The sequence below is a fragment of the Micromonospora sp. WMMC250 genome, from assembly GCF_027460215.1.
Lineage (GTDB): Bacteria > Actinomycetota > Actinomycetes > Mycobacteriales > Micromonosporaceae > Micromonospora > Micromonospora taraxaci.
Genome location: NZ_JAPZBJ010000002.1, coordinates 2430877 through 2447851 on the forward strand (window position 1 = coordinate 2430877; position 16975 = coordinate 2447851).

The window sequence follows — 16975 nt, forward strand, 5'->3', positions numbered from 1 at the left end:
GGGTCGATAAGCGGCGTGCTCGACCTCGACGAACCACCGTGAACACGAAAAAGAGGGTTCCCACAGGCTCTGACCTGTGGAAACCCTCTCGCTGTCGGGACGGCCGGATTCGAACCGACGACCCCTTGACCCCCAGTCAAGTGCGCTACCAAGCTGCGCCACGTCCCGCCCTCGCGTGGTTTCCCACTGCGACAGCCGGTACAGCTTAGCGCAGCAGTCGCGGCCCTTTCGCACAGGCCCCACCCGCGCCACGAAGCGACCGAACCGCCGTACACAGCGACGACCGGACCACCCCACACCCCCTAAAGCGTCCTAGGAGGGTGGGGTAAAGAGAAGCCGGATGGGGCAACCCCATCCGGCTTCTAGAACGGCAGACGCGTCAGCCGTGTGCCTTGCCTCGACCGCCGGGGCCGAGCTTCTTCCTCGGGCGGACCGAGATCTCGATCGGGCTGCCCTCGTACCCGAATTCCTCGCGGAGCTTGCGCTCGACGAAGCGCTGGTAGCCGGCGTCCAGCGGGCCGGTGGTGAAAAGCACGAACCGCGGCGGTGCCACGCCGGCCTGCGTCGCGAACAGGATCCGCGGCGCCCGTCCACCACGCACGGGGTGCGGGGTGGCCTGCACCAGCGCGGTCAACCACTGGTTGAGGTGCGCGGTCGGCACCCGCGTTTCCCAGCTCGCCAGGGCCTTGTTGAGGGCCGGGGCCAGCTTGTCCACCGCACGGCCGGTCATCGCGGACAGGTTCAGGCGGATCGCCCAGGGGATGCGGCGCAGCTCCCGGTCGATCTCCTTGTCCAGGTAGTACCGGCGGTCGGCGTCGACCAGGTCCCACTTGTTGAACGCGATGACCAGCGCCCGGCCGGCCTCGGTGACCATGGTCAGGATCCGCTGGTCCTGCTCGCTGATCGGCTCACTGGCGTCCAGCAGCACCACGGCCACCTCGGCGGCCTCGATCGCGCCGGCGGTACGCAGGCTGGCGTAGTACTCGGTGCCGCTGGCCTTGCCGACCCGCTTGCGCAGGCCGGCCGTGTCGACCAGCTGCCAGGTCTGACCGCCGATGTCGACAAGGCTGTCCACCGGGTCCACAGTGGTGCCGGCGACCGAGTCGACGACCGCCCGATCCTCGCCGGAGAACCGGTTGAGCAGGCTGGACTTGCCCACGTTCGGCCGGCCGACCAGCGCCACCCGGCGCGGCCCGCGCGGACGGTTCTCCACGATCGTCGGCGCTTGCGGCAGCGCAGCGAGGATGGCGTCCAGCAGGTCGCCCGAGCCGCGCCCGTGCAGCGCGGACACCGGGAACGGCTCACCGAGACCGAGGGACCACAGCGAGGTGGCCTCCATCTCGATGGAGTTGTTGTCGGCCTTGTTGGCCACCAGGATCACCGGCTTGGCGCTGCGCCGCAGCATCTTCACCGCGGCCTCGTCGACGTCGGTGGAGCCCACCATCGCGTCGACCACGAAGAGGACCACGTCGGCGGTGACGACCGCCGTCTCGGCCTGCGCCGCGATGGCCGCGGCGCGGTCCTTCGCGTCCGGCTCCCAACCGCCGGTGTCCACCACTGTGAACGCCCGGCCGTTCCACTGCGCGTCGTACGGCACCCGGTCCCGGGTCACGCCCGGGACGTCCTCGACGACCGCCTGCCGGCGGCCGATGATCCGGTTGACCAGAGTGGACTTACCCACGTTGGGGCGACCGACGACGGCCACCACCGGCTGCGGACCACTGGGTTCCTCGACGGCGACGTCGGGCTCCCGCAGCTCGACCCACCCACCACCATCGCTACTCATGCCGCTCCTCCGCTGCGCTCCGGACCGCCATGAAACACATCCACACCCCGCTCGGTGAGCAGGTCGCGCAGTCGCGCCACGACCTCGTCGATGCCCAGCTCGGTGGTGTCGAGCACCACGGCGTCGGGGGCCTGCGCCAGCGGGTTGACCTTGCGGGTCGAGTCGAGCCGGTCCCTGCGCGCCAGGTCGGCGGCGGTGGCCGCCACGTCGGCGGCGTCCTCGGCGCTGCGCCGCGCGGCGCGGGCCGCCTCGGAGGCGGTCAGGAAGACCTTCAGGTCGGCGTCCGGTGCCACGACCGAGCCGATGTCCCGGCCCTCGACCACCATCCGACCAGCATTGGCGATCATCTCGCGTTGCCGGCTGACGAGCAGCTCGCGGACGGCCGGCACGGCGGCGACGGCGGACACCGCCCCGGTCACCTCGGCACCGCGGATGTCGGCGTCGACGCCCACACCGTCGACGGTCACGGCGTACCCCTGGGGGTCGGTGCCGATGCGCAGATCGACCTCGCCGGCGACCTTGGCCACCGACGCGGCGTCGGTGAGGTCCACGCCGGAGCGCAGCACGGCCCACGTGATCGCCCGGTACATCGCCCCGGTGTCCAGGTAGCGCGCACCGATGCCGGCGGCGAGCCGCCGCGACACGGTCGACTTACCCGAACCGGACGGCCCGTCCACAGCGACCACACATCGCCCGGCCCGTACGTTTTCCTCCACCGTGTCCTCCTCAGCCCGTACCTCACGGATCGCCCGGTGATTCGGCGCCGCAAGCGGTTCGTCAATCGTCATCAATCATGCCCGGGTCCTTCGGCGGACCCGCACGCGACGCCACCGGAGGCGACCCACGCCACCTCCAGCGGCCGTCGTCCGGCCATCGGTGGAGCCTACCGGCAGCCGTACCCCGGAACCGGGGGTCAGTCACCCACCGCGCTGAACAGGGCGGCGACCTCCGCGTTGGTCAGCCGCCGGATCCGCCCGGTGCGCAGTTCGCCGAGCCGGATCGGACCGATCGAGGTACGCACCAGCCGGGTGACCGGGTGTCCGACCTCCTCCATCAGCCGTCGGACGATGTGCTTGCGCCCCTCGTGCAGGCTCAGCTCCACCTGGGCGGTTTTACCCAGGGTGTCCACCACCTTGAACGAGTCGACCTTGACCGGCCCGTCCTCCAGCTCGACGCCGGCCAACAGCCGCTTGCTCAGGTTGCGCGGGATCGGCCCGACCACCTCGGCGAGGTAGGTCTTCAGCACCTCGTACGAGGGGTGCATGAGCTTGTGCGCGAGGGTGCCGTCGTTGGTGAGCAGCAGCAGGCCCTCACTGTCCGCGTCCAGCCGCCCCACGTGGTAGACCCGCTGCTCCACCCGGTTGCCGATGAACTCGGCCAGCTCGTTGCGCCCCTTGTCGTCCGCCATGGAAGTGACCACGCCACGCGGCTTGTTCATCGCCACGTAAACCAGCCGGACGTCGACCTGGAGGCGCTCGCCGTCCACGTGGATCACGGCGGTGGCCGGGTCGACCTTGTCGCCGAGCTTGGCGACCCGCCCGTCCACTGTCACCCGGCGGCGGAAGATCAGATCCTCGCAGGCACGCCGGGAACCCACGCCGGCGGCGGCGAGCACCTTCTGCAGGCGCTCCGCCCCCTCGAAGACGGGAGCGTCGGGTTTGGGGGCACGGTTATCGGGTCGCATCAGCAAGCTCTTCTACGTCGTCGGGCAGGAAGGGTGCGAGGGGCGGCAGCTCGTGAACGGTGTTCAGCCCGAGCTTCTCCAGGAACAGCGTGGTGGTCTTGTACAGGAACGCCCCACTGTCCGTTTCGGTGCCACACTCCTCGACGAGGCCGCGAGTGACCAGCGTACGGATGACCCCGTCGCAGTTCACACCCCGGATGGCTGAGATTCGCGAACGGGTCACCGGCTGCTTGTAGGCGACCACGGCGAGCGTCTCCAACGCCGCCTGGGTCAGCCGTACGGACTGCCCGTCCAGAACGAACCGCTCGACGTACGTAGCGTATTCCGGCCGGGTGTACAGCCGCCACCCACCGGCCGCCCGGCGCAACTCGAACCCGTGCCCGGCGGCGGTGTACCCGGCGGCGATGTCGTCGAGCATCGGGCCGACCCGCTCGGCTGGTTGCTCCAGCACCTGGGCCAGCACCAGCTCGCTGACCGGCTCGTCGACCACCAGCAGGATCGCCTCCAGGGCGCCGCGCAGCTCGGCGTCGGACAGCTCCGGCGCGGGCTCCGGCGCGGCCGTCACCCGCCGTCGCCCGGATGTCTGCCGTGGGGGTACGTCCCGAGCGCCGCCCGTCTCAGCTGCCGCGACCGGATTCGGGGCGACCTGGCCCGACCCGGGCGGCGTGGCCGGCTCGGCGGCGATGTCGGTCACATCGGGTGCCGGTGCGGGCGTCGGGGCTGCGACGGCCTCGGCCTCGGGCTGCCGGGGGCGTTCCCACGGGGGGACCCAGGCGGCGGCCTGGTCGGCCAGCGAGTCCCGGCGTTGCTCGTCACTCATCCCGCTCATCCTCCGTGGTTCCCGTCCCGTCCGGCCCGCCGGCCTCCCCCACCGGGGCGGTCGGCTCCGACCCCACCGGCTCGCGGCCCTCCGGCCCCGCCAGCGGTGGCTCCGGGTCGGCCGGGGTGCCGGCGTACTCGTCGACGTTCAGCTCGGTGTCCCCGTCGGCCGGGCCGGTCCAGCGCACTGTCAGCTCCTCCAGTGCCTGCTCCTGCACGAAGGACACCAGGCCCTCCCGGTACAGCTCCAGCAGCGCCAGGAACCGCGCCACCACCTCCAGGGTGGCCTCGCAGTCGGCGCAGAGCAGCGAGAACGTGGCAGTGCCGGCCCGGCGCAGCCGGGCGGTGAGGATCGCGGCGTGTTCGCGGACACTGACCCGGACCATGTGCACGTGGGCGATCGACACCTCGGGCACCGGCTTCGGGGTCATCGCCTTCACTGCCAGTTTCAGCAGCCGCTGCGGGCCGATGCCGAGCACCAGGTCGGGCAGCGCCTCCGCGTAGCGGGGTTCCAGGCTGACCGCCCGCGGGTACCGTCGGCCGCCGACGGCCTCCAACTCGGCGATGTGCGCGGCGGCCTCCTTGTACGCCTTGTACTGCAACAGCCGGGCGAAGAGCAGGTCCCGGGCCTCCAGCAGGGCGAGGTCCGCCTCGTCCTCCACCTCGGCGGAGGGCAGCAGCCGGGCGGCTTTCAGGTCGAGCAGGGTCGCGGCGATGAGGAGGAACTCGCTGGCCTCGTCCAGGTCCCAGTCGTCGCCCATGGCCCGGATGTAGGCGATGAACTCGTCGGTGACCGTGTGCAGGGCCACCTCGGTGACGTCGAGCTTGTGTTTGCCGATCAGTTGCAGCAGCAGGTCGAACGGGCCGGTGAAGTTGGCCAGCCGCACCGTGAAGCCGGCGGAAGCCGGCTCGGCAGCCACGTCGGCGGGCGGCACACCGTCGACCACTGCCGCTGCGGCGGCCTCGGGCGGGTCAACTGGTGGCGCGGTCACCGGACGACCGTAGTCCACGAGGGCGGCACCGGGCGTTCCGGCTACCGCTCCGACTGGGCGGCGATCACCTCGCGGGCCAGCTGACGGTAGTTGCGTGCTCCGGAGGACGCCGGGTCCATCGTCGTGATGGGGGCACCGGCCACGGTGGACTCCGGGAACTTCACCGTCTTGGTGATGACCGTCTGGTAGACCTTGTCGCCGAACGCCTCGACCACCCGCTGCAGCACCTGGCGGCAGTGCGTGGTGCGGCTGTCGTACATGGTGGCGAGGATGCCTTCCAGCTCCAGGTCGAAGTTGAGCCGCTCGCGCACCTTGTCGATGGTGTCCAGCAGCAGCGCCACACCGCGCAGGCTGAAGAACTCGCATTCGAGGGGGATGAGCACACCGTGCGCGACGGTCAACGCGTTGATCGCCAGCAGGCCGAGTGACGGCTGGCAGTCGATCAGGATGTAGTCGTACTCCTTGCGCACCGAGCGCAGGACCCGGGCGAGGGCCATCTCCCGGGCCACCTCGTTGACGAGCTGGATCTCGGCGGCGGAGAGGTCGATGTTGGCCGGCAGCAGGTGCAGGCCCGCCACGTCGGTCTTGATCAGGACGTCCTCGGCGGTCACGTCGTCCTGCATGAGCAGGTTGTAGACGGACAGGTCGAGGTTGTGCGGGTTGACACCCAACCCGACCGAGAGGGCGCCCTGCGGGTCGAAGTCGACGAGCAGCACCTTGCGGCCGTACTCCGCGAGGGCCGCGCCCAGGTTGATCGTGGTAGTGGTCTTGCCGACGCCGCCCTTCTGGTTGGCCATCGCGATGATGCGCGCGGGGCCGTGCCGGTCGGTGGGCATCGGCTCGGGGATGGGCTTGCGCATCGTGTAGGCAGCCGGATCCGCAGGACCCAGATCTGCGCCGAGCGTGGCCTGCTGCTCGCGGAGCTCCGACGTCCAGGTCTCGGCACGGTCACCATTGCCAGCCATGTGCTCGTTGCCCCCTCCCGACGACCCACCCGGCGTCGGAGCCGTCCGACGTCCTTCGCGGCGCCGCTGCGCACCCCGGTCGTGTCGCCCCAGGAGGTCCGCGCCGATGCCGACTGTACGCCACCGACCAGCAGGGGGTTCGGCACCGGCCCGGCGTGTCGGCACCGACCGCTACCGGGTTCAGCCTCGGGCGCGCGGGTGGGCGGTGGCGTACACCTCGCGCAGCCGCTCCACGGTGACCAACGTGTAGACCTGGGTGGTGGTCACCGACGCGTGGCCGAGCAACTCCTGGACCACCCGGACGTCGGCGCCGCCGTCGAGCAGGTGGGTGGCGTACGAGTGGCGCAGGGTGTGCGGGGACACGGCGGCGGGCCCGTCGACGGGCAGCCCGGCCCGGTCCGCGGCCTGCCGCAGGATGCCCCAGGCGCCCTGGCGCGACAGCGCGCCGCCGCGGGCGTTGAGGAAGACCGCCGGGGTGCCCCGGCCGGCGGCGGCCAGCAGGGGGCGGGCCCGGACCAGGTAGGCGCGGACCGCGTCGACGGCGTACCCGCCGATCGGCACCAACCGCACCCGGCCGCCCTTGCCGCGCAGCAGCACGGTGCCCTCGTCGGTGTCGAGGTCGTCCACGGCGGCGCCGACCGCCTCGGAGATCCGCGCGCCGGTGCCGTACAGGAACTCCAGCAGCGCCCGGTCGCGCAGTGCGCGGGGGGCGTCCTCACCGGTCGCGGTGGTGGGGCCGGCGAGGTCCAACAGCCGGACCACGTCGTCGACCGGGAGGGCCCGGGGCAGCCGGCGGGGCGGGGTGGGCGGGCGGACGTCGCGGCTGGGGTCGGCGTCGGCCAGCCCTTCGCGCATGGCGAAGCGGTGCAGGCCGCGGACCGCGCTGGCCGCGCGGGCGGCGGACGAGACCGCCAGCGGCGGGTGGGCGTCGTCGCCCGCGCGCAGCCGCGCCAGGTGCGACTCGACCAGGCCGGCGTCGACCGACGCGAGGTCGGCGACGCCGGCGTCGGCGAGGGTCGCCAGGTAGCGGTCCAGATCCCGGCGGTACGAGGTGAGCGTGTTCGCGGAGAGGCCACGTTCGACGGTGAGGTGGTCGAGGTAGCCGCGTACGGCACGACGCAGCGCCGGCGTGGGCTGGGCGCCCACGCCGGCGGAGTCCGCGTCGCCGGTCAGCGTGCCGCCGTTCAGGCCAGCACGTCGGCCAGCGGGAGCACGTCCATGCCGTGCGACTCGGCGACCGGGCCGTAGGTGACCCGACCGTCGTGGGTGTTCAGGCCCAGCGCCAGCGCCGGGTCGTTGCGCAGCGCCTGCCGCCACCCCTGGTTGGCCAGCTCCAGGGCGTACGGGAGGGTGACGTTGGTCAGCGCGTAGGTGCTGGTGTTCGGCACCGCGCCGGGCATGTTCGCCACGCAGTAGAAGATCGACTCGTGCACCTTGTAGACCGGGTCGGCGTGCGTGGTGGGGCGCGAGTCCTCGAAGCAACCGCCCTGGTCGATGGCGATGTCGACGAGCACGCTGCCCGGCTTCATCCGGGAGACCAGCTCGTTGCTGATGAGCTTCGGGGCCTTCGCGCCGGGCACCAGCACCGCGCCGATGACCAGGTCGGCGTCGAGCACCGCCCGCTCGACCTCGTAGGCGTTGGAGGCGATGGTCTGCAGGTGACCGCGGTAGATGGCGTCGGCCTGCCGCAGCCGGGCGACGTTCTTGTCCAGCAGCAGCACCTCGGACTGCAGGCCCAACGCGATGGCGGCGGCGTTCAGGCCGGAGACGCCGGCGCCGATGACGACGGTCTTGGCCGCGTACACGCCGGAGACACCGCCGGGCAGCACACCCCGACCGCCGCCGGTGCGCATCATGTAGAACGCGCCGACCTGCGGGGCGAGCCGGCCGGCGACCTCGGACATCGGGGCGAGCAGCGGCAACGACCGGTCGGGCAGCTCCACCGTCTCGTACGCGATGCCGGTGACCTTGCGGTCGACGAGCGCGTCGGTGCACTCCTTGGAGGCGGCCAGGTGCAGGTAGGTGAAGAGCACCTGCCCCTCGCGCATGCGGTGGTACTCCTCGGCGACCGGCTCCTTGACCTTGAGGACCAGCTCGGCGGTCTGCCACACCTCGTCGGCGGTGTCCAGGATCTTCGCGCCGGCGGCGGCGAACTCCTCGTCGGTGATGCTGGAGCCCTCACCGGCGCCGGCCTCGACGAAGACCTGGTGGCCGTTGCGGGTGAACTCGTTGACGCCCGCTGGCGTGATCGCCACGCGGTACTCGTGGTTCTTGACCTCGCGTGGGATTCCGACCTTCACGATGCAGACACCTCTCTTCGGGGCTGCTCTCCCCCGACTGCTCGGTGCCGCAGCGGCCCCTTTGCCACTGCGGTCCACCGGTCCCGCCGGCGGCAGTCTAGGCGCGCCCCGCGCCGCCGAGAGCCAGCACAGTGACATCCGGTGCCCGAGTGTCCTGACGATCTGTCAGGGCATCGACCCGGGCTCCACGGCGGATGGCCGCCTCAGCCGTCAGGACAGTGTTCGGCCATCATCGTCCCATCTGTCGGGTAGCGCTGCGGACAGCGGGCAAGTGGATCACTAGTGTGTCCGCCCATGACCACTCCTCCTTACCAGCCCGGGTACCCCCAGCCGGGGTACCCGCAGGGCGTCTCCGACAAGAGCAAGATCATCGCGGGCATCCTCGGGATTCTGCTGGGCACCTTCGGTGCCGGTCGGTTCTACACCGGACACACCAAGATCGCTGTTCTCCAGCTCGTCGTGAGCGTGGTGACCTGCGGCTTCGGTGCCCTCTGGGGCGTCATCGACGGAATCCTCATCCTGGTCAACGGCGGCACCGACGCACAGGGCCGTCCGCTGCGCGACTCCTGAACCAGACCGACAGCAAACCGGGGCCCCGCGGCTGACCGCGGGGCCCCTGTCGTCGTACTCCCTCACCGGTGCGAACCGGCGGCGCTGCTCAGCGGGGCAGCGGCGCGTCCGCCCGACGCAACGTCGACCAACCGGTGTCCCGGGAGCGGGCCGCGGCGAGCAGCCCGGCCACCGCGGACGCGTTGGTGATCTCACCGGCCAGGACCATCGCGACGGCCTCGTCCAGGTCGATCCGGACGACCTGGAGGTCGGCCTCCTCGTCGTGGCGCTCGTGGCGCTCGCCGGCCGGCACGTCGGCGATGTCGCGGGCCAGGAAGACCCGCACCACCTCGTTGGTGAACCCGGGCGAGCTGTGCAGGTCGACCAGCACGTCGACCTGCCCGGCAGTGAGGTCGGCCTCCTCGGCCAGCTCCCGCAACGCGGCGGCCGGCAACTCCTCACCGGAGACGTCCATCAGCCCGGCGGGCAGCTCCCACAGGTGCCGCCCGACCGGGTGCCGATACTGGCGGATCAGCACCACCTGACCGGCGTCGTCGAGCGCCACCACGGCCACCGCGCCGACGTGCCGCACCAGGTCACGCACCCCGGTCCCGCCGCCGGGCATGGTCACCTCCTCGGTGACCACGTCGAAGATCCGCCCTCGGTACCGCTCCTGCCGGGACCGCACCTCGTAGCGGTGCTCCAGCCCGCTCACGCCGGCCCCCCGCTGGTTGGCTCGCTGCCCTCGTTCACGAGGCCGAAGCGGCCTTCGTCGCGGCGCCGTTGCGGGCGGCCTTACGCGCCGACGGGGCGTCCGCCGCCGCATCCAGGTCGACCGGCAACTGGTCGGCCTGCGAGTACGCCACGGCGGCCTTGACGAACGACGCGAACAGCGGGTGCGGGCGGGTCGGGCGGCTCTTCAGCTCCGGGTGCGCCTGGGTGGCCACGAAGAACGGGTGCAGGCTGCGGTCCAACTCCACGAACTCGACCAACCGGCCGTCTGGGGAGGTGCCGGAGATGTGCAGACCCGCCTTCGTCAGGGCGTCCCGGTAGGCGTTGTTCACCTCGTAGCGGTGCCGGTGCCGCTCGCTGATCTCGGTGCTGCCGTACGCCTCGGCGACGAGCGACCCCTCGGTCAGCGTCGCCGGATACGCCCCGAGCCGCATGGTGCCGCCCAGGTCGCCCTTGCCGGCGACGATGTCCTCCTGGTCGGCCATCGTGGCGATCACCGGGTGCGCGGCCTTCTCGTCGAACTCCGCCGAGTTCGCGCCGTCCAGACCGGCGAGGTGACGGGCCACCTCGATGGTCATGCACTGCAGGCCCAGGCAGAGGCCGAGCAGCGGGATGCCGTTCTCCCGGGCGTACCGGGCGGTGCCGATCTTGCCCTCGATGCCGCGGACGCCGAAGCCACCGGGGATGAGCACACCGTCGACGCCGGCCAGGGCCGCCGCCGCGCCGGCCGGGGTGACGCACTCGTCGCTGGGCACCCACTTGAGCTGCACCCGGGCCCGGTGACCGAAGCCGGCCGCGCGGATCGCCTCGCTCACCGACAGGTACGCGTCCGGCAGGTCGACGTACTTGCCGACCACCGCGACGGTGACCGTGTGCCGGGGCCGGTGCACCCGCTCCAGCAGGTCGTCCCAGCTGGCCCAGTCCACGTCCCGGAACGACAGGCCGAGCCGGCGCACCACGTACGCGTCGAGCCCCTCGCGGTGCAGCACCTTCGGGATGTCGTAGATGCTCGGCGCGTCCGGGGCGGCGACGACCGCCTCACGGTCGACGTCGCAGTAGAGCGACAGCTTCTCCTTCAGCTTCTCCGGGATCTCCCGGTCGCAGCGCAACACGATGGCGTCCGGCTGGATACCGATGTTGCGCAGCTGCGCCACCGAGTGCTGGGTCGGCTTGGTCTTCAGCTCACCCGACGGCGCCAGGTACGGCACCAGGGAGACGTGCAGGTAGAAGCAGTTGTCCCGGCCGAGGTCGTGACGGACCTGACGGATCGCCTCCAGAAACGGCAGCGACTCGATGTCGCCGACGGTGCCACCGACCTCGGTGATCACCACGTCGGGGAGCTGACCGTCCTCGTCCGGGTCGGCCATCGCCAGGATCCGCGACTTGATCTCGTTGGTGATGTGCGGGATGACCTGGACGGTGTCGCCCAGGTATTCGCCGCGCCGCTCCTTGGCGATCACGTCGGAGTAGATCTGACCGGTGGTGACGTTCGCCTTGCCGGACAACGCCCGGTCGAGGAAGCGCTCGTAGTGCCCGACGTCGAGGTCGGTCTCCGCGCCGTCCTCGGTGACGAAGACCTCACCGTGCTGGAACGGGTTCATCGTCCCCGGGTCGACGTTCAGGTAGGGGTCGAGCTTCTGCATCACCACACGCAGCCCGCGCGCGGTCAGCAGGTTGCCGAGGCTGGAGGCGGTGAGGCCCTTACCCAGCGAGGAGGCGACGCCCCCGGTGACGAAAATGTGCCTGGTCGTCCGTGCTGATGGGGCCAAGGCCTGCTCCCGTGTCGTCTGTCGCGGTCATGCAGACCGCCGTGCTTGATCAGCAAAGTGATCACGCGATCCACGGGATTCGACGGTAACACCTCCCGGACGGGTACTCGCAGGCCGCACCCCAGCTGCGACACCTGCGGGTCATCCGGTGCTCAGGAAGCGGCAACCTCGGTCGATGACCGGGTAGCCTGCCGGGGCGCCACAGCGGACCCGTCCGCGGTCGGCTCCGCCGGGCCGTCGGAGCCCACGGTCGGGGCGTCCGGGGCCGGGGCCGCCTTCGGTGCGCTCACCGGTGGGCCGCCGATCGGCCGGGGATGAGCCGCGCCCAGCGGCCCACCGCCGGTCGGGATGTCACCCCCACCGGTCGGGCCGACCCCGCCGGAGCCCGAGTCGTCGTCGGCGCCGCTCTCGCGGAACCGGCCCGGAACCGGGCGGGTGCGGTCGGCGGCGTGCCCGAGCACCCTCAGCGACGCCAGGACGGCCATCGGCACCACCACCGCGGCGGCGGCGCCCATCACGTCCAACGCCGCGCCGTCGAGCAGACCACCGAGCACCGCGGCGACCACCGTCCCGGCCAACGCGGCCCGGACCGCCGGGTAGATGCCGAACAGCCGCATCAGCCCACCCCACGGCTGCAACAGGGCGAACCACACCAGCAACCCGCCGGTCAACGCCAGCACCGTCAGCGGGCTGTTGACCAACGTCTCGAAGTTCTCCGTACTGGACCGGTGCACGGTGAACCCGCCGGTGCCGTCACCGAGCGCGGAGAGGAACCGCCCCAGGCTGCCCCGCTCCGCCGGCGGGCGACGCAGGTCCACCACACCGAAACCGATACCCACCGCCAGGGCGGCCATCGCGGCCCACGCCAACCGGCTGATCGTCAACCAGCCACCGGCGCTGATCACCGCGGCGACGCTCACCCCGGCGGTGAGCGCGATCGCGCCGACCGGATCGGCGCCCAGGTACGGGCTGCCGACCACCACCACGGCGAGCCCACCCACGGCCACCGTCACCGCCGGCCGCCAACCCCTGGGCACCCGTTGAGCCAGCCACCCGCCGGCGAGCAACGCCCCGGCCAGGAACACTCCCAGCCCCACAGTGCTCAACCCGGCGTACCGACCGCCCTGCAACGCCGAATAGCCGACCACACCGTTGAGCTGCAGGCTGGCCCCGGTGAGCACGTCCAGCCCGACGACCAGTGCGGTGAGGCCGGCCACCGCGCCGAGCGGGCCGAGGGTGCCCGCGTACCCGGGGGCGAACCGCACCGCGGCGGTGCCCGCCGCCACCAGCAGCGCGGTGACCCCGGCGAAGATCCACCCGGGGTGCTCGCCCTGCCACCAGGGCACCGCGTCGGCCAGCAACGCCGCCGGCACCGTCAACGCCACGGCGACGAGCAGCAGCTCCACCACCGCCACGATCCGCCCCGAGACGGGGTTCGGGCCGGTCGGCCCGGCGTGCGGGCGGGCCCGGCGCAGCAACGGCAGGATCCCGAGCGCCAGCAGCACCTGCACCACAGCCAGCACCGCGAAGAACACTCCGGAGACGTCGCGCTGGGCGGCGGCCTCCCGATCGGCGTCGGCCGGTGCGTCGATCGCCTCGGCCAGGTCGGCGGGACGACCGCCGGTGCTGACCGCCGGACGGCCCAGGAAGAGCCGCTCCGGCATCGGCCGACCCAACGCGGCGAGGGCGGTCGGCGCGAGGTCGACCAGTTGCAGGTAGCCGTCGCGGCCGGTGCTGGCCGAGGTGAGCCACCCCCGCTCCCAGCCCGGCCCGTCGGCGACCGCCACGTGCAACCGCGACGGCTGGGCGGTGTCGGAGATCCCCGCGAGCAGCACCAACGACCGCGGTGGCCGGGCCGCCAGCACCCGGGCCAGCTGCGCGTCCGCCGCCCTGGCCTCCTCGGCGCGGGTCGCCGGGTCGGTCCCCTCGACAGTGCCCAGGTCGACGATGCTCAGCACACAGGCACCGAGCAGCGGCCGTGGGTCGGCGGGCAACGCCGAGGCGTACCTGTCGACGCGGCCGAACGGTCGGGCGGCGGCCACCGCCGCACCCGGGCCCACGGCGACCGAGCAGCGCACCGACTCCGACAGCGAGCCGGGCAGAGCGCCCCACGGTAGGCGTTGCTGGTTGTGCTGGACCACGCTCTCCTGATCGGGCAGGTTCGCGCCGATGCCGTCCGGTTGTTCGACTGTCACCCCCGCCGTCGGGCAGCCCTCCGGCGAACGGCTGCCGTTCCACGCGGCGAAGCTGCCCGCTCCCACTGTCAGCCAGCCGTCCACCGGGCAGGTGGGTCGGTGTGCGGAGCGCACCGACAGCGAACCGATCGACCCCTCCTGGGCCATCCGCCACAACGTCGGGGTGTGCTGCGGGTCCACGTCCTCCCAGCGCAGCCCCGCGACCCCGGCCAGCACCACGAAGTCGGCGGTGCGTCGCGGGCTGTCCTGCGGCGGGCGGGCGGCGAGCGCGGCGACGCCCAACGACACCACGAGGAGGGTCAGCAGGGCGGGGGTGATTCGGCGCAGCATCACCGGTGTCCCGTTCTGGGGGCGTCGGAGCCCGGGGTGGCTGCCGGGCCGGCGCGGTCCGCGGCCAGCTCGGCGTAGAGGGCGGCCAGCACGGCCACGGTGTCGGTCTCGGTCGGCCACGTCGCCGCCCGCTGCGCGCCACGCCGGCCCAGCTCGGCCCGGGCCGCCGGGTCGTCCAGCAGCGCCCGCACCGCCGCGTCGACCGCGTCGACATCCCCCGCCGGGATCAGCGTGGCGGCGTCGCCGACCAGGTCCGGCAGCCCACCGACGGCGGTCGCGACCAGCGGTACGCCAGCGCGCAGCGCCTCCTGGGCGAAGAGTTGCCGGGCCTCCCAGTCGCTGGTCACCACCGCCAGGTCGGCGCCGGCGAGCAGGTCGGCCACATCGGTGCGGTGCCCCAGCAGGGTCACCGGGGCGCGGGCCGCGGAGGTCCGCGCGGCCAACGGCAGGTACGCCGGCCCGCTGCCGGCGATCACCACGACCGGCGGCGGGGTACGCGTACGCCACCGGGCCGCTGCGTCGATCAGCACGTCGTAGCGCTTCTGCGGGTGCAGCCGACCCACCGAGAGAATCAACGGTTGGTCCGGGCGCACCCCGAACTCGGCGCGGACCGCCGCCGCGCGTCGGCTCGGCGCGGGCAGCGTCGGCGCGGCGACCGGGGCGAGCCGGGCGTCGGCGGCGCCCAGCGCGGCAGCCCGCCGCACCAGGTCCTCGGAGGCGCCCAGCGCCACCCGCGCGCCCCGCGCCACCACCCGTTCCACCAGCCGGGACACTCCGCCGCGCAGGCCACCCGCGAGCACCGCGTTGTGCCAGGTGACGATCAGTGGGGCGGTGGGACGGGCCAGGACGGCGACCAACCCGGCGCGCAGGCCGTGGGCGTGCACCACGTCGACCCGGGAGGTGGTGAGCACCCGACGCAGGGTGAGCACCGCTCGAGCGTCGGCGGGCGTCGGGCTGGCCGGGATCTCCACCGGCTCGAAACGCGCTCCGACCCCGGTGAAGTCGAACTGCTCCTGGGTCGCCGCCGGCCCGCAGACCAGGACGGTGGCGCCGCCGGCGACGAGGCCACGCGCCACCGACCGCACGTGCTGGCCGACCCCGCCGGTGCTGGACGCGAGCACCAACGCGACAGTGCCCGACCACCCGGCAGACAGAGCTGGCTCACTCATCGCGCAGCCGTCTCCTTCCCATCGCCCCGCTCCGGGGAGACCGCACCGGCCGTCGGACCGCCGCCCCGGGGTCCGCGTCGACGCAGACGCCGCAGCACCCCGGCGAGCAGTGGCGCTACGTCCCGCCGGTCGACGAACCAGACCACGGCGAGGAACACCGCCCCAACCAGAACCCCGGACAGCATGCCCTGACCGAGTGCCGCCGCCATCGTCGGGGTGCCGCCGCCCGACGAGTCGAGCCAGCGGCTGAGCCCCCATCCGGCGAGCGCGGCGAGCACACCGGCCAGCACACCGGCGCCCGAGGCCCGTGCCGCGCCGGCCAGCGCCGGCCGGCCGGCGCTGCGCCGCACCGCCAGGAGCAGCAACGCACCGAGCACCAGCATCCCCACCGAGTTGGCGGACGTGACCGCGAACACCCGGTCCCGCAGCGGCAGCAGCGCGCCGAACAGCACGACGACGGCCGGCACCACCAGGAAGCCCACAGCGGTGGCCGCCGTCGCCGCCCTGGTCTCCCCCCGGGCGTACAGGGCCCGGGTGAGCACCGCGAAGAGCCCGTAACCGACCAGCCCGGGGGCGTACCCGATGATCGCGGCGGCGGCCGTGGGCGCGGTGGACGCCGGGAAGAAGAAGTGCCCGACCGGTCCGGCGGTGCCGATCAACGCGGCGGTGCCGAGGAAGCTGAACAGCAGCACCCCCCGCACGGCCGGCGCCAGCGTCGCCCGGTAGGTGCCCTCGTCACCGGCGGCCCGCGCCGCCGCCAGCGTCGGGTACGCAGCGACCGCCAACGGCACCGCCAGCACCGCCCACGGCAACAGGTAGACGGTCTGCGCCAGGTTGTAGACGCCCGGGTTGCTCCGCGCGCCGGCGGTGACCTGGTTCAGGCTGACGATCAGGGCAATCTGCTGGGTGGTGACGGTGACCGCGCCGGCCACCGCCAACCCACCGACCCGGGCCCGCGCGTCGGCTGGGAACCCGAACCCGGGCCGCATCCCCAGGCGCAGCCGGCCGACCGGGATGAGCAGGGACAACGACAACACCACCACGCCGAGGGTCGTGCCGACCGACAGCAGCAGCTCGCCGCCCGGGCTCACCCCGCCGACCGTCGCGTTGCGGCCCTGCGTCGCGGTGAACCCCAGGTAGACCACGATCACGGTGAGGCTGGACAGCAGCGGCGCGAGCACCGGCCAGGCGAAGCGCCGATGCGCCTGCAACACCCCGGTGAGCACGATGCCCACCCCGTACAGCGGCAACTGCGGGGCGAAGACCCGCAACATCCGGATGCCGCTCTGCTGCTGGGCGGCGGTCAGATGGTGCCCGAGCGACTCGACCACCGGCCCGGCGAGCAGCACCACCAGCACCGCGAGCGGCACCAGCAGGGCCAGCGTCCAGGTCAGCAGCGCCCCGGTGGTCCGGGCCACCGTCGTGCGGTCGCCGGCCGCGACAGCGCCGGCCAGCAGCGGTACGACGAGGCTGGCCAACGCGCCACCGGCGACGATCTCGAAGATGAAGTTCGGCACCGCGTTGGCCACCACGTAGGTGCCGCCGAGGTCGGTGTTGCCGAGGCTCCAGGTGAACAGGGCGGTGCGGCCGAAGCCCGCCAGCCGGCTGACCACGGTGAGGACGGCGATGAGCGCGGCTGCCCCGGCCAGCCGGCCGGCGCCGGCGAGGGGGGCCGGTCGGGTCAC

Annotated in this window: 14 protein-coding genes and 1 tRNA gene; 1 reads left to right on the plus strand and 14 read right to left on the minus strand. The window is 72.8% G+C overall.

Annotated elements, in window-relative coordinates:
• Positions 1-94: 94 nt before the first annotated feature.
• From O3438_RS10495 to ald, 9 genes are all read right to left on the minus strand, one after another.
• Positions 95-168, minus strand: a tRNA-Pro gene (locus O3438_RS10495).
• Between the two features lie 211 nt (positions 169-379).
• A complete protein-coding gene (der, locus tag O3438_RS10500) occupies positions 380-1786 on the minus strand; it encodes a ribosome biogenesis GTPase Der (protein ID WP_269679795.1) in 1407 nt (468 codons plus the stop codon).
• Entirely contained in the window at positions 1783-2502 is a 720-nt protein-coding gene (cmk, locus tag O3438_RS10505) for a (d)CMP kinase (protein WP_269679796.1), read from the minus strand. Before cmk ends, der begins: the two co-directional genes overlap by 4 nt.
• Positions 2503-2699: 197 nt before the next feature.
• Positions 2700-3470, minus strand: a complete 771-nt coding sequence (locus O3438_RS10510) for a pseudouridine synthase (RefSeq protein ID WP_269679797.1) — start codon at positions 3468-3470, stop codon at positions 2700-2702.
• Positions 3457-4290 (minus strand): SMC-Scp complex subunit ScpB, encoded by an 834-nt coding sequence (gene scpB, locus O3438_RS10515; RefSeq protein WP_269679798.1) that lies wholly within the window; start codon positions 4288-4290, stop codon positions 3457-3459. Before scpB ends, O3438_RS10510 begins: the two co-directional genes overlap by 14 nt.
• Positions 4283-5281 carry a segregation and condensation protein A gene (locus O3438_RS10520; protein WP_442929588.1) on the minus strand — a complete coding sequence of 333 codons (999 nt, stop codon included), beginning with the start codon at positions 5279-5281 and terminating at the stop codon, positions 4283-4285. Before O3438_RS10520 ends, scpB begins: the two co-directional genes overlap by 8 nt.
• Before the next feature lie 41 nt (positions 5282-5322).
• Positions 5323-6246, minus strand: a complete 924-nt coding sequence (locus O3438_RS10525; RefSeq protein WP_088990243.1) for a ParA family protein — start codon at positions 6244-6246, stop codon at positions 5323-5325.
• A 180-nt stretch (positions 6247-6426) separates the two neighbouring features.
• Complete coding sequence (locus tag O3438_RS10530) at positions 6427-7392, minus strand: site-specific tyrosine recombinase XerD (RefSeq protein ID WP_269679800.1); 966 nt, start codon at positions 7390-7392, stop codon at positions 6427-6429.
• 38 nt (positions 7393-7430) lie between these two features.
• Positions 7431-8546, minus strand: coding sequence for an alanine dehydrogenase (gene ald, locus O3438_RS10535; RefSeq protein WP_269679801.1), 1116 nt, complete (start codon positions 8544-8546; stop codon positions 7431-7433).
• 294 nt (positions 8547-8840) lie between these two features.
• Between ald and O3438_RS10540 the strand changes: the two genes are divergently transcribed.
• On the plus strand, positions 8841-9116 hold the full coding sequence (locus O3438_RS10540; RefSeq protein WP_088990245.1) for a TM2 domain-containing protein: 276 nt from the start codon (positions 8841-8843) through the stop codon (positions 9114-9116).
• An 88-nt stretch (positions 9117-9204) separates the two neighbouring features.
• On the opposite strand, the gene O3438_RS10545 is transcribed toward O3438_RS10540, so the two are convergent.
• The 5 genes from O3438_RS10545 to murJ form a co-directional block, all read right to left on the minus strand.
• On the minus strand, positions 9205-9810 hold the full coding sequence (locus O3438_RS10545) for an NUDIX domain-containing protein (protein ID WP_269679802.1): 606 nt from the start codon (positions 9808-9810) through the stop codon (positions 9205-9207).
• Between the two features lie 34 nt (positions 9811-9844).
• Positions 9845-11596 (minus strand): CTP synthase, encoded by a 1752-nt coding sequence (locus tag O3438_RS10550; protein WP_269679803.1) that lies wholly within the window; start codon positions 11594-11596, stop codon positions 9845-9847.
• A 152-nt stretch (positions 11597-11748) separates the two neighbouring features.
• The gene (locus O3438_RS10555) at positions 11749-14121 is read right to left on the minus strand and encodes a hypothetical protein (protein ID WP_269679804.1); all 2373 of its coding nucleotides are present in this window, start codon (positions 14119-14121) and stop codon (positions 11749-11751) included.
• Positions 14121-15290: a glycosyltransferase family 4 protein gene (locus O3438_RS10560; protein WP_269679805.1), complete on the minus strand. Its 1170-nt coding sequence runs from the start codon at positions 15288-15290 to the stop codon at positions 14121-14123. Before O3438_RS10560 ends, O3438_RS10555 begins: the two co-directional genes overlap by 1 nt.
• On the minus strand, positions 15287-16975 hold the full coding sequence (murJ, locus tag O3438_RS10565; RefSeq protein WP_269679806.1) for a murein biosynthesis integral membrane protein MurJ: 1689 nt from the start codon (positions 16973-16975) through the stop codon (positions 15287-15289). The genes O3438_RS10560 and murJ overlap by 4 nt, the downstream gene beginning before the upstream one ends.